The organism is Odoribacter sp. (assembly GCF_985060555.1).
Map to the genome: position 1 here is coordinate 20,802 of NZ_CFKYFN010000025.1, position 13,488 is coordinate 34,289.

Here is a 13,488-nt window from a genome sequence, read left to right on the forward strand (position 1 = left end):
GAATATCGGTTCTTATTGCATAAACGAGCGGTCGGAGGATTCGCGGACGATCAGTTCGCTGTTGATCACTTCCTCGCGGATTTGTGCATGTTTGGCGTCGAGGATTTGTTCGAAAAGAAGCTCGGCAGCCGTTTCGCCGATCTTTTCGGGAAATTGGTTGATGGTGCTGACCGAAGGGGTCATATATCGGGAACGTTTGCTGTTGGAGAAACCGAAAACAGCTACTTCTTCCGGTATTTTCAATCCTTTTTCTTTTATTGCTTCGATTGCTCCGATGGCCATATCGTCATTGATTCCGAAAATGGCATCCGGCATATTTTTCATATTCAATAACCGTTGAGTGGCCTCTTTGGCTGCTTTTACGGAGAAGTCTTCACATCTGACGATGTAGTCGGTATTGATTTCCAGTTTGTTCAGCGTCATGGCTTTCAGATACCCTTTCATCCGGTTCTTCCCGATAGAAAGTTGTTCCGGGCCGGTTAGCAGGGCGATTCTTCTGGCTCCGCCATGGATGAGATGTTGTACGATTTTGAAAGCAGCATCGGCATCGTCGGCAACGACTTTAGAGACATCCAGTTCTTTCGCAGTCCGATCGAATAATACCAAAGGCACGCCCATATCCTGAATCTGTTTGATATGTTCGTACGAAGTGGTGGCTTTAGAAATAGACAGAATGATTCCATCACAACGGTTGGCCAGAAATATATCGATGTTTTTCTTTTCTTTTTCGAAAGTTTCGTTGGAAGAAGCTACCAGTACATTGTATCCGTATTTATCGGCAACATCCTCTATCTTTTTGACAACGGTGGCGAAAAAGGTATTCACAATCTGAGGCACCACCACGCCGATCGTGTTACTTTTGTGAGTCTTTAAAGCCACTGCTATGGGATTGGGTTTGTAGCCCAGTTCTTTGGCCAGGGCCTGCACGGTTTTACGGGTTTGTTGGCTGATCTCAGGATTATCTTTCAGCGCCCGTGACACTGTAGATACAGAGATATTTAGTTTTTCTGCTAAGTCTTTGATTGTGATGGCTTTCTGTGTCATATTCCTAAGTTTTAATGTTTATTTTTTTTCTTCTTGTTTGAGTTTAGGATAAGCGATTCGGGAATGGTAGATGTTAGTCAGCATTTCGATAAATACCTTTTTCACCGTTGCAATGTCTTTAAAAGTGATGTCTGCATTGGCATAGCGCCCGTCCTGTAGTTGCCCGTCGATGATATTGTTGACTACTTTCGTGATATTTTCTTCGGTCTTGTCGACCAGCGTACGGGAGACTGCTTCTACGGCATCGGCCATCATAACTGCGGCACATTCCCGGCTGACCGGATCCGGTCCGTCATAAGTGAACAGCGATTCGTCGATTTCCCGGTCAGGATATTTGTTTTTAAAAGAATTGTAGAAGTATTTTACCTTGCTTTTTCCGTGATGGGTACGGATAAAGTTGATAATACCTTCGGGCAAATTATACTTCTTGGCCATTTCGACTCCTTTACGGACATGGTCGATGATGTGCTGGGCACTGACATCGAATTCACACTGGTCGTGTGGGTTGATTCCCCCGCTTTGATTTTCGATAAAAAAGATCGGATCGAATGTTTTACCGATATCGTGATAAAGAGCACCGGTACGGGTGAGCAAAGGATTCCCGCCGATCCGGTAAATAGCTTCCTCGGCCAGATTGGCGACCATCAGCGAATGCTGGAAGGTACCCGGAGCTTTCTTGGTCAGGTTGCGCAAGGCCGGATGATTCGGATTCGAGAGTTCGATCAGTGTGATTTCGGAGGTATAACCGAAAATCCGTTCAAAGATATAGATCACCGGGTAAGTAAGTGTCAGTAACAGGCAGTTGATGGCCAGCCAGATCAGCGCAAACAAGTGGGTACCGCGGATCTCGCCTTCCTGAGTCAGGATAAAGGCCATATATACGAGTGTATAGGTGATAAAAATCAGAAATATAGACAGGATCAGCTGACTACGCCGTTGCAGGTGCGACAGACTGAATATGGCTACAATGCCGGCTGTGACCTGCATGAAAGCGAACATGTAACTGTTGGGGGCATAGTAGGAAATCAGCAGCGTACTGCTCAGCAGAAGATACAAAGCCGAACGGCTACCGATCAGGATGTTTACGATGATGATGAAAAACAATACCGGTACCGCAAACATATTGATACTCTGATGATATCCCAGACTACCGAGCATAATGGTGGCTAGAAATAAACCGTAAAGGAATATAAATTCCCGGTTGTTGTAGAAAATCCGTTTTTTGGAATAGTAGAAAAAAATGGAAAATACCAGCAGGGCTACCAGCACCAAAAGGAATTGACCGCCGATAGTCCGCATATAAGTTTCGGTAGATCCCAGATTATTCTGGTATTCGGTTTTGAGGGAATTCAGTATCTTTACCTTTTCGGGAGTAACCAGTTCACGCTTGGTGATGATAATATCGCCTTGTTGCACCATGCCTTCTGTGAGACTGATACTTTTCAGGTGGTTCAGGTGTTCGATCGTTGTTTTCGAGGCGTCGAATTCCAGGTTTGGCTGCAAATAGTTGTTCAGGTTCAGGCTTAGAATATTTTCCCGTACCGATTTCGGAAAATGGAGTTGGTCGATAGCCTGGCTTAAAGCCGAATAAGCCTTTTTCAAGGTATATACCTGATCGAATTCTACGGTATGCCCGATATTGTTCTCGACGATTTTAATGGTTTTTACTTTCCTGGCATCCAACTCTTCGGGCAATTGCAGGATGCCGGCCGTATAGATGTCTTTGAGCCGGTCGGTCAGTTTATTCAGGGAGCCGGAAGTCGTTTCATTGCGGAAAGCATGCAGGGCTGTCCTGAATTTACCGGTTTGCAGATCGGCCGTATTCGTATTTAAGATAAAAATCGGACTTTGTTCCTGTACTAATTTTTCCCGTTCTTCCTGTAATTCGTCTTCTGTTTTATGGATCGGAAAATCGAAAGGAGCCGTCAGGGTTTCGTATCTCCAGGGCATACCTTTTTGATATTCATACTGGAAACTACCGACTTTGGGGAATAAATATACCGTGATTACACAAATCGAGAGTATAATCAATAATCTGAAAAAGGCATTTAAACGACGTTTTAATTTTTTGTCGGACATAGAGGTACACAATAGCCATTATACAGGGCTAAAGATATGAAATTATTGGAGAAAAATCGGAAACCTTCGGAAATTTGTTTTGAGAGGAAAAAAGTACATTCAGTTTGCCGGGATTCATTTGTGCTTGTTGAGAAAACCTGAGGCTCTGTTTAGAAAAATTGTCTCAACGGAATCTCAGATTCTCTCAGTAATTTTTATTGAATACCGTTGGTCTCGATTTCGGTGCTGACCTTTTTAAGCAGGCCTTGTAATACTTTGCCCGGTCCGATTTCCAGGAAAGAGGTAGCTCCGTCGGCAATCATATTTTTCATGATCTGTGTCCATCTGACCGATGCGGTCAATTGGGCGATCAGGTTTTCCTGAATCTTAGCCGGATCGGTATAAGGTTGGGCATCTACATTCTGATAGATCGGGCAGACCGGGGTTGAGAAACGGGTGTTTTTAATGGCTGTTTCCAGTTCCTGGCGTGCCGGTTCCATCAACGGAGAGTGGAAGGCACCTCCGACTTTTAAAGGCAATACACGTTTCGCTCCGGCTTCGGTCAGTTTCTGGCAAGCGGTCTCGATCCCTTTGTTGCTACCTGAAATAACGATCTGCCCCGGACAATTGTAGTTGGCGGGAACCACCACTTCGTCGATCTCTTTACAGATCGCTTCTACTTTTTCGTCGGCCATTCCGATCACTGCGGCCATGGTAGAAGGATTGGCTTCGCAGGCTTTTTGCATCGCCAGCGCTCTGGCGTGTACCAGGCGTAATCCGTCTTCGAAAGATAAAGCTTTGGCAGCGACCAGGGCTGAGAATTCTCCCAGGGAGTGGCCGGCTACCATATCCGGAGTTTCGGTCAGCGAGTTGGCCAGAATCACGGAGTGAAGGAATATCGCCGGTTGGGTTACTTTGGTTTGTTTCAGGTCTTCGTCGGTGCCGTTGAACATCAGATCCGTAATGCGGAATCCCAATATTTCGTTCGCTTTTTCAAATAATTCTTTTGCTTCGGGTGAGTTTTCATACAAATCCTTGCCCATTCCTACGAATTGAGCTCCCTGTCCCGGGAAAACAAATGCTTTTTTCATACTCGTTTTGTTTATTTCTTAATGAAACTTATTACTGATCAGCCGGATGAATTCCTCCCGCGTGGCGAGTTTCTCGAATGCGCCGCTGAAGTCGGAAGTCGTTGTTACCGAGTTTTGTTTTTGAACGCCCCGCATCATCATACACATGTGCTGTGCTTCGATCACCACGGCAACGCCCAGGGGGTTGAGGGTGTTCTGGATGCAGTTCTTTATGTCGTTTGTCAATCTTTCCTGTACTTGCAGTCTTCTGGAAAAAGCTTCCACTACCCGTGCTATTTTGCTTAGCCCGGTGATGTATCCGTTCGGGATATACGCCACGTGAGCCTGCCCGATGAAAGGCAACATATGGTGTTCACACATGGAATAGATCTCGATGTTTTTCACAATAACCATCTGGCGGTAATCTTCTTTGAAAAGTGCCGACCGCAGAATTTCCTCCGGATTCTCGTGATACCCCCTTGTCATAAATTGCATGGCTTTTGCCACGCGGTAGGGAGTTTTTACCAAACCTTCCCTGTCGGGGTCTTCGCCCAGCAGTTTCAGTATTTCTTTATAATGGTAACTTAATTGTTCGGTCTTTGTTTTATTGTAGTATTCTACTTTGTGGTAGAATTCTTCGCAGTCGTTCAATTCCGTGTATTTCATTCAAACTCTCTTTTATATGCTTGATTTATCATTCGTGTCGGTAATGAAAAACCCGGTACAAAGTAAAATATAATAATCGAGAATTGAAAATCGGGAACAGGAATTTCATGGACCGGGTTTTTGTTCATGTTTTATCATGAATTTATTTTCACGTGGAAATATCGGCAGGCGGAGAACCTGGTGCCGGTTTCGTTGCAGAAGAAAATGTACACGTGCGCCTTTTTTCCGATGGATTCATCGAGGGTAAATTCTCCATGCAGCTCTCCGCGTCTTCCTTTTACCTGGCTGGCGACCCGGGGGATACGGGAATCGTTGTCATATAATACCCCTATTTGTAATCTGTCCGTTCCGGATACGGTTTTCCACATCCGTTCTTCTTGCCATGTGACCTTGAACAGAGGACCTTCCCCGCTTACTTCCAGATTCCTGGGGAGAGGTAAAGTGCCGTCCGTGAACATGAAATTCCCGAAATCGGCGATTTGGCCTTCCTCCCCGAAGCAATGGAAGTTTCTTGAGAAAAACACGTTCGGGGCGTGTCGTCCCACTGTTTTTGCCACGGCCCGCCAGATTTCGGGCGACACTTGTTTGGCAAACGTCATGTAAAAAACTTGTACTGCCTTGAAGCGTATCGCTACGGCCTGCTGTTTGGGGGTACGTCCCTCGGTTTCCCATTTCCGTTTTTTGCCGGGAATGGCATAACGCCGGACGTATGTGTTATTACCTCTCGTGTAAAAAATAAGGTTATTGTGTCTTCCTTGAAATTGTCCGTTGATAAAATCTTTGACTTTCATGATATAATACTTTAAATATTTGATAATGGTATTTATATAGACGACAGGGGGGGGCCCCCCTGTCGTCGTGTTAAGCCTCTTCTGTCAGTGTGATACAGACAGATGGCGAAGCCATCTTCCTGTTCGCGCTCGTGGCGAAAACGTACACTATTACGTGTTCTTTTTCCCATTTTGCAGGAAGAGTGACGCTTGTCGAGCCGCTTTCTCCGCGTTCGCCGAGAGGAATCACCCGGCATCCGCCCCCTTGGGTGTTCACCAGCACTCCATACGTCTTGTCGTCCGCATTGCAATAGGCGAGGTCTTCCATAGCCGTGTTCTCAAACGTGATTTTTGAAGTCGAAGTGTTGTACGTGGCGGTGATGTCCGGTTCCGTGAGCGATCCTTGTGCACATTGCAGCTGTTCGTAGTCCACGGTTAGCGTATCGTCTTCCAGCGTGCAAATTTCCTTATTCAAGGACATGAAGGCGTTTGCCGGCGATTGTCCCCGCTTACGTTGGGGAAATCCGAGTGTGATTGCCGGGGCGAGTTCCCGGGATAATTTAATCAATCTTCCGAACTTTGTCCGTTGTGCAACGGCTGCCGGCGAATCAGAAATTTTCCCTGCAGACGAACTTTTGCGAGCCATATTCTCGCATTCTCGTATGTAGTAAGAGATCTTACCAATACGTCCCCGATAGTTCGCGATCGGATCTGAGCTTATTCTAGCCATAACTTTAAAAATTAAACTGTTAATAATACATTTTTCCCTCCAACTCACTTGGATGGGATTTACATACGGTATCTTACTACACGAGGGGGGAAATTTGCACTTTTACGGGAGAAAAAAATGCAGAAAAAAGAGAAAAGTTTTGTAATGTGCAGATAAATAGGTGGTTAGTTTTCTGCTTTAAAGTGTGTTATTGAGTGATTAGTAGAAGAAATCTTCTATAGAAAAAAATTTATATAATATAATTCGTATATCAATTGTTACCACCTCTATTATCAAGCTAAATATGATGCATTTGTCATTCAGATTCAGCGCTTGCTGTCGGTGTTGGCGATGGCGGACAAGGGGGGGTATTGAAAGAAATCAGGGAAATGACAGGACAAGAGAACGGGCAAATATCTCCGTATTTGAAAATGATGACAGATCAAAAAATCGTGGAGAGAATGGCGAAAAAACAGCGAGGGGCGAAATACCGGATAATCGATCTGTTGTTCCGCTTGTGGTTGAATCGTAACGTGGTATGATAATTGGTATAGATCAAATTCTTTCTTGGCGGGTTTATAAGGTTACCATAAAGTAACCTTTCCCGCGATGCCTAAATCAAGGCTGGCTGTTGTAATTCCCAGAGCCTTGAATACCCTCCTCATCGTGGAAAGGGTAATAGAGCAATTCCCGTTTTCCAGCTTGCAAATTTGGGAACGTTTAACCCCTATTCGTTCGCCTAATTCTTCTTGCGTGAGGTGCTGTTTCAGGCGTGCGTTTTTAATAGCTTCTCCTACAAAATAAGCCTGAACCTCTTCCTTGAGTTGCTCTTCCATTGCGTCCCTTGCGGGAGTTCCTATTTTTCCCCACGCATCGTCTATTAATTTGTCAGAGGGGGTAAAACTTATCTTTGTCATAGCTTTATTTTTTTATTGTTAAAATATTCTTTTCTTATAGATTCGGCCTTTTCTATCTCTTTCTTTGGAATCTTTGAGGTTTTCTTTATTATACCGTGAGTGGCTACCACTAAAGTTCGTTTGTCTGTATCCCAAAAGGCAAAAAGACGATAACAAATGCCATTGAACAAAGTACGCAATTCCCATATTTCAGAGTTCTCCAATTTCTTGAAAAGTTCCTTATCCATAACTCCGCATTCCAGTTTTCGGATATTATATGCTATTTTCTGTTGCGTCTTTAGGGATTGAAGTCTTACAAAGTTTTCCGCTTCGCTGCTCAATATTACTTGTATAACTTTTCCTTCCATTGTTTTTTCTTTGTATATGCAAAATTAATATTTTGTTTCCATATAAGCAAACATGTAGGTTTGTTTTATTCCGATGTTATATATCGTTTCTTCGTGAAGAAGCCTGTTATTGATGAAATCCACATCAATAACAGGCCATTCTTCCAAGACATTCATTAAGTCCTCGGGGCTATTCTATCATCCCGCACAGCCGGGCGAGCAATTCCGGCGTGGGCAGTTTATCCGAAGCTTGGTATTGGAAATGGCTCGTGAACAGCACCAGCGTACCCTTCAGGTTGGTTTCCAACAGGCAATCGTGGTTCACCCGGTCCGGGTGGTCTATCAGCCCTGTAATGCGGCAGAAATCGCCGCAGGGGAGTGATTCCAGGTGTTCGAAGCGGTATCCCATCCAGATATTTTCATCCGCTTTTGCTTCCTTGCCCCAGAAGCACCATGAACCTTTGTTCTTCACCATGATCAGCCGCGGGCGCACCACTTGCTCGATGAAAAGCTGGCTCAACCGTAAATTCCCGGCAACGAGTTCAAGCCCTTTCGGGTCTTTGCAAAACTTCCACACGGTATTCTGATCCGTTTCCCGGAAATTCAGCAAATCCATATACGCCACTTCCTGCTTGTACGCTCCCGGGAAAAGCTTGTCGAAAGCCAGGAAATAACGGTCTTCTCCGCCTTCCACGATTCCTTGATACTCGTACTCGCACACGGAATTCTCCCGTGCCGGGTCCCCTTGCCGGAACGACGGGTTCATCCCCGTGACTAAAATTCGGTGTGTCTTCTCTATCTTCGAGTAACAAATGCCCCGGTCGAGGATGGCGTTTAACTCCCCGGACGTCATTTGTCCTTTGTATTTATCCCAAAGTTTTTGTAATCTTTCTTTTTGCATGATATTGATTTGTGTAATTGATAAAATAATTTACTTTGGATATGATTCTAACGACTTGAATTCAGAAGCTATTGTTTTCCAACCGATAGCTTCTTTGTATAAATCCATAGTATAATATGGTACATATATTGGAACATTTAAAAAGATATCTTCTACTGGCTCCTCTGAGATACGAGATCCCCCAAAAGCATATTTGGTCATCATGGGAGGTCTTACTCCCTTGCAATGTATTTCCTCGAAAGATAATTTCATCGATTCTGTAGGAAATATTTGATCATTACCAGCAAATGCATGTTTCTCAATATAAGAAACTTTTTCTCCTAAAATTAATTTACCCGAAAATCGATAACAACTTCTGAAGGCGTATTGGTTTATCGTTTCTACCTTGTCAGGAATAATTAAATCTCCTGTAAAGCCACAATATTCAAAGGCACGTTCTTCTATTCGAGTTACATTCTCTCCAATAGTTAAAGTCCCCCGCATAAAAGGATAATCTCTAGGGGATTTGCCTGGCTGCATAAGAAATGCATCCTTTGGAATAACGGTCAGTCCGTTGCCAATTTTTAAAGAACCTGTAAAAATTGCATTATGAAATGCCTTCTCGCCCATCACCTGTACAGCATCGGGAATAATCAAATCACCAGTGAATTTTATATCGGCAAAAGCACCCGTTCCTATTTTTTTCACACCTTCACCTATCGACAAAGTACCATCAAAAGTACTTCCACAAAATGCCGTGCTCCCAATAAAGGTAGTCGCATCAGGAATAACAAGATTTCCTTGGATATTGAGACCGGCAAAAGCACCGGCTTCTATGCGTCCCAAATTTTCCGGAAGGGCTAATGATGTTATTTTGGAGCGATGAAAAGCATATGCCCCAATACATGTTACAGATTCCGGAATGTCTATGGTTGTCATGGTACTTTCACGAAAAGCGTTTTTCGGAATTTCCGTTAGTCCCAATGGCAAATATACGTAGGATGCAGTTGAGCCTTGGAAAGCAGCTTCGGGTATACTTGTATCAGTCACACCTGTTAAATCTAAAATTTTGCCTGTTGAATAGTCTTTTAAGGAGGCATAATCACTTTCATTCAATGAACCTGATATTATTAGCTCATGAGGCAACTCTTGTTCTGCAAGTAATTGACCGAGAGTTCCCGGTGTAGATACATGAAAAGTTTTAGGTAATACTCCGGAAGATTGAAAAATTGCGATTTTTTCTGAAGATATACCTTGTTTATCAATCATTTCTATAATTGCGACACGTTCCTTGCCGGTAGGATTAGGTCTTACCATAAAAGAAATGCGATCGGTTCGAAAAGTTGCCCTACTATCTGGCATCAGTTCAACCCAAGATTTTGCTTCTTCCGAAATCTCTACTTCATATTCGATATTGGTTTCCAGTTCCACGTCTACCCGATCACCCCCGTAACCGACCGAATAACTTTTCGTGGGTATTTGAATCTTTCCTTCCACAAAGGTGATTGTGCGCAAAATGGTACGTCCTTTTCCATCGAAAAAAAATACAGTAACATTGTCCTTGGAAAAAGTTCCAAGCGTGGCAGGAGTTGTAACTTCTATTACCCCCCGGTCATAAGCTGTTGGTTTTACCACGGCTTGAAATCCATTTTGTGTGGCGACCTTTACAACCAGTTTTTCATCAGCTTCTCCTACAAGATAAGAAAAAGAATAGGTTGTGTTCGGGAGCAAACGTACATCCGTCTCGTTAGGAGTAAAAATAATCGTGAGCAATTTAAATTTTGGTATAGATATCAGTTGTTGTGATTCCGCTATTATAAAATGTACATATTCAATATCATCTATTATTTGTGAAAAGAATGAACCTCCGCTAGATGCAGTTGCAGGTCCGATGTATTTCCAGGTTTCTCCTTCGTCATAAGATATATACCAGGCATTGTTTTCAATTTTAAATTTTGGAGTTTTTCCGTCAATCCCATCTTGTCCATCCTCGCCTTTTTCGCCGGTTGCTTGCCCCAAATCGCTCCAGGACGTACCTCCGTCAAAAGAAACGATCCATTTGCCGTTTTCTATTTTCATGATAGGTGTTGTACCGGCTATACCTTGATCCCCAGTTGCCTGTCCGGCATCTTGCCACGTGTCGCCATTGTCCCAGGATATCATCCAACGACCATTGGTTATTTCTATTTTAGGTATGATATCACTGGTACTGGCTGGAGCCAGGGTTTCCCAAGAAGTTCCATTGTCCCACGAAATTTTCCAAAAACCGTTTTCTATAACTAATAGAGGGGTTTTGCCTGATTCGCCGGTTGCTTGTCCAACGTCTTCCCATGAAATGCCATAATCTAATGAGACTAACCAACGACCATTTTCAATTTTCATTTGGGGCGTGTTTCCATTAAGACCGTCTTTACCTGTTACTCTTAGTTTTTTCCCTTCATCGTCTAAAAGCCAAGTACCGTTCAGTGTCCAGTAGTAAATGCCGTCCGTGTCTTGTTTTATCCCGATAACCGGAGTTTTCCCATCCTCTCCTTTATTCCCTTGTTCTCCTTTTTCCCCGTCTTTCCCGTGATAGATGGTGATCGGTTTGTTTTTGGCGAACGTGATCGTGTACCCGATCGTGGTGCTTCCCTCGGTGATTGGAGTAACTCCCGTGATGTAATCGTTTTGTTGCAGTGCGTTGACAATCGTCTGCATGGACGAGATGTTCGTGTTCATTTGTGCACACAACTTTTCGAGAGAGGTTAATCTCCCGTCCAGGTCCGCGATTTGTCCGCGTAATTCACTGTCGTCGAAATCATTTTTGCATCCCGCGAAAGCAACGCATAGGATGGAAATCCATATCAAGTGCCGGCACTTGAAAAAACGAGTAAATAAATACCTCATACAACCATACTTTTGTAACCCTGATTCCCTGAAGGTAAATTATATAAAAAGAAATAGCGTGGGAACTCTCAGTTTATCCTCTTTTAGGTATCGCCAAACACCTTGTTACAAATAAACAGTCACCCCACGCTAAACCATATATAGTGTAGATGACTATATGGCAAGCATGAGCGTTTGTACCGTTTATCCTTGTAACTTAAAATTTGGCGATTTTAAAAGAGAGGATAAAACTAAACGCCTTTCATTAAATTGTCTTCGTCCCGATTTCTCTAAACGAATTACAAATATAAAGAATAATTAGCATTTTACAAACACTCACGGAAGTGACCGTATTACAAATTTATAATAAACGTTAGAATAAAAAGAAGGAAACCGTGTATTTTTAATTTTATGCTAATGTGAAATACGGTGATTCTCTTGCTTTTTCAGTTGTCACGGGCGTACGAATTCCCGTTTATCTGCCTGTCATGTATTGTATGATGCGATAGATGATCGAAACATGGTCAGTAGGTGATCGATAGGTGTTTCCCGGAAGGGGAAAAATAAGGAAGGAGAAATGTTGAATTTTTCGGTGTGATAATGTGTGTATATTTCCCGAAAAAATATATCTTTAGCAAATTAAAAAATTTATTATGGAATGGTTGATCGTATTGATGCTGATTCTGATCGGGGCAATCCTGGTGGTATTGGAGATTTTGGTTTTACCGGGGATTAATGTCGCCGGAATTCTGGGATTTATCAGTATTATTGCCGGAGTATATTTCGGATACGCGTATTATGGCGGAGTGACGGGCCATCTGATTTTGGCGGGTACGGTTGTCTTCGGCTTCGGGATGACCTGGTATGTCCTTCGGACAAAAACCTGGAAAAGGCTGAGCCTGGATACCCGTCTGGAAGGGACGGTAGAGGGGATTGGGGATTCGGTTAAGGCCGGAGATTGCGGAGAGACGTTAGGACGCTTGGCACCTATGGGAAATGTAAAATTGGGGGATATGGTCGTGGAAGCCGAATCCAGATCGGGCTATATCGATGCCCATCGTCCGGTCGAGGTCGTTAAAGTATTGAGAAATAAAGTAATTGTACAATTAAAAACAGTTTGAAATGGAAAACAGCAGTGTTATTTTGTTGGTGGTCGCCATAGCCGGAGGATTGTTCCTGTTATGGATTATTTTGTATCTGATTCCTGTCGGTTTGTGGTTCCAGGCATTAGTATCGGATGTGAAAATATCTTTATTACAATTGGTGTTGATGCGTTGGAGAAAAGTGCCGCCTACGGTGATTGTCAGTGCAATGATCGAGGGGAAAAAGGCAGGTATCGAATTATACCGGGATTTGCTGGAGGCTCATTATCTGGCCGGAGGCCATGTGGCCCAGGTGGTGCATGCTTTGGTATCTGCTTCGAAAGCCAATATCGATCTGACTTTTCAGATTGCAACTGCTGTGGATCTGGCCGGTAGGGATGTATTCGAAGCAGTACAAATGAGTGTAAATCCGAAAGTGATCAATACACCTCCGGTTACGGCTGTCGCTAAAGACGGTATCCAGTTGATCGCTAAAGCGCGGGTGACTGTCCGGGCCAATATCAAGCGTTTGGTCGGTGGTGCCGGTGAAGAGACGGTGCTGGCCCGGGTAGGAGAAGGGATCGTGTCGTCGATCGGTTCGTCGGAATCCCATAAAGCGGTGATGGAAAATCCGGATTTTATCTCCAAAGTGGTGTTGGATAAAGGTTTGGATTCCGGTACGGCTTTTGAAATCCTTTCCATCGATATTGCCGATATCGATGTGGGTAAAAATATCGGGGCAGGTTTACAAATCGACCAGGCCGAAGCTGATCTGAAAATCGCTCAGGCGAAAGCGGAAGAGAGGAGGGCGATGGCTGTGGCCAGAGAACAGGAAATGAAAGCATTGGCCCAGGAGATGAAAGCGAAGGTGATCGAAGCCGAAGCCAATGTGCCTCTGGCGATGTCGGAAGCCTTCCGTTCCGGTAATTTAGGCGTGATGGATTATTATCGCATGAAAAATATAGAAGCCGATACACAAATGCGGGAATCGATCGCAAAACCGGCTGATGGTTCAAAAAAGAAACCGGATAAGATCGGATGATGAGAAAAACGTAAAATTTCGGTTGAGATCAATCGTTTGGTATAGAGTGACCATTGGAA

The 13,488-nt window shown here is 43.8% G+C and carries 13 protein-coding genes; 3 read left to right on the forward strand and 10 right to left on the reverse strand.

From position 1 onward, the window contains the following. Positions 1-12 precede the first annotated feature (12 nt). The 6 genes from AC5RDS_RS02930 to AC5RDS_RS02955 form a co-directional block, all read right to left on the reverse strand. A complete protein-coding gene (locus AC5RDS_RS02930; RefSeq protein WP_013613644.1) occupies positions 13-1,044 on the reverse strand; it encodes a LacI family DNA-binding transcriptional regulator in 1,032 nt (343 codons plus the stop codon). 18 nt (positions 1,045-1,062) lie between these two features. Further along, positions 1,063-3,123 carry an HD family phosphohydrolase gene (locus AC5RDS_RS02935; protein ID WP_118103663.1) on the reverse strand — a complete coding sequence of 687 codons (2,061 nt, stop codon included), beginning with the start codon at positions 3,121-3,123 and terminating at the stop codon, positions 1,063-1,065. A gap of 194 nt (positions 3,124-3,317) precedes the next feature. Beyond that, complete coding sequence (gene fabD / locus AC5RDS_RS02940; RefSeq protein WP_013613646.1) at positions 3,318-4,193, reverse strand: ACP S-malonyltransferase; 876 nt, start codon at positions 4,191-4,193, stop codon at positions 3,318-3,320. An 18-nt stretch (positions 4,194-4,211) separates the two neighbouring features. Further along, on the reverse strand, positions 4,212-4,838 hold the full coding sequence (gene folE, locus AC5RDS_RS02945; RefSeq protein ID WP_046405574.1) for a GTP cyclohydrolase I FolE: 627 nt from the start codon (positions 4,836-4,838) through the stop codon (positions 4,212-4,214). 134 nt (positions 4,839-4,972) lie between these two features. Next, positions 4,973-5,629, reverse strand: a complete 657-nt coding sequence (locus tag AC5RDS_RS02950) for a hypothetical protein (protein WP_172720239.1) — start codon at positions 5,627-5,629, stop codon at positions 4,973-4,975. Positions 5,630-5,699: 70 nt separating this feature from the next. Further along, positions 5,700-6,338 carry a DUF6266 family protein gene (locus AC5RDS_RS02955; RefSeq protein ID WP_118159900.1) on the reverse strand — a complete coding sequence of 213 codons (639 nt, stop codon included), beginning with the start codon at positions 6,336-6,338 and terminating at the stop codon, positions 5,700-5,702. 368 nt (positions 6,339-6,706) lie between these two features. Here AC5RDS_RS02955 and AC5RDS_RS02960 point away from each other — a divergent pair, with 368 nt between their 5' ends. Continuing rightward, positions 6,707-6,859, forward strand: a complete 153-nt coding sequence (locus AC5RDS_RS02960; RefSeq protein WP_172720638.1) for a hypothetical protein — start codon at positions 6,707-6,709, stop codon at positions 6,857-6,859. A gap of 42 nt (positions 6,860-6,901) precedes the next feature. Here the strand turns inward: AC5RDS_RS02960 and AC5RDS_RS02965 are convergent, their stop codons facing one another. The 4 genes from AC5RDS_RS02965 to AC5RDS_RS02980 form a co-directional block, all read right to left on the reverse strand. Next, positions 6,902-7,234: a helix-turn-helix domain-containing protein gene (locus AC5RDS_RS02965; protein ID WP_013613650.1), complete on the reverse strand. Its 333-nt coding sequence runs from the start codon at positions 7,232-7,234 to the stop codon at positions 6,902-6,904. Beyond that, positions 7,231-7,581, reverse strand: a complete 351-nt coding sequence (locus AC5RDS_RS02970) for a type II toxin-antitoxin system RelE/ParE family toxin (protein ID WP_013613651.1) — start codon at positions 7,579-7,581, stop codon at positions 7,231-7,233. Before AC5RDS_RS02970 ends, AC5RDS_RS02965 begins: the two co-directional genes overlap by 4 nt. Before the next feature lie 169 nt (positions 7,582-7,750). Further along, entirely contained in the window at positions 7,751-8,461 is a 711-nt protein-coding gene (locus AC5RDS_RS02975) for a hypothetical protein (protein WP_118576841.1), read from the reverse strand. Positions 8,462-8,491: 30 nt separating this feature from the next. After that, entirely contained in the window at positions 8,492-11,326 is a 2,835-nt protein-coding gene (locus AC5RDS_RS02980; protein ID WP_172721206.1) for a leucine-rich repeat protein, read from the reverse strand. Positions 11,327-11,958: 632 nt separating this feature from the next. Between AC5RDS_RS02980 and AC5RDS_RS02985 the strand changes: the two genes are divergently transcribed. Further along, the gene (locus AC5RDS_RS02985) at positions 11,959-12,426 is read left to right on the forward strand and encodes an NfeD family protein (RefSeq protein WP_013613656.1); all 468 of its coding nucleotides are present in this window, start codon (positions 11,959-11,961) and stop codon (positions 12,424-12,426) included. Between the two features lies 1 nt (position 12,427). Next, the gene (gene floA / locus AC5RDS_RS02990) at positions 12,428-13,429 is read left to right on the forward strand and encodes a flotillin-like protein FloA (RefSeq protein ID WP_013613657.1); all 1,002 of its coding nucleotides are present in this window, start codon (positions 12,428-12,430) and stop codon (positions 13,427-13,429) included. Positions 13,430-13,488: the final 59 nt, after the last annotated feature.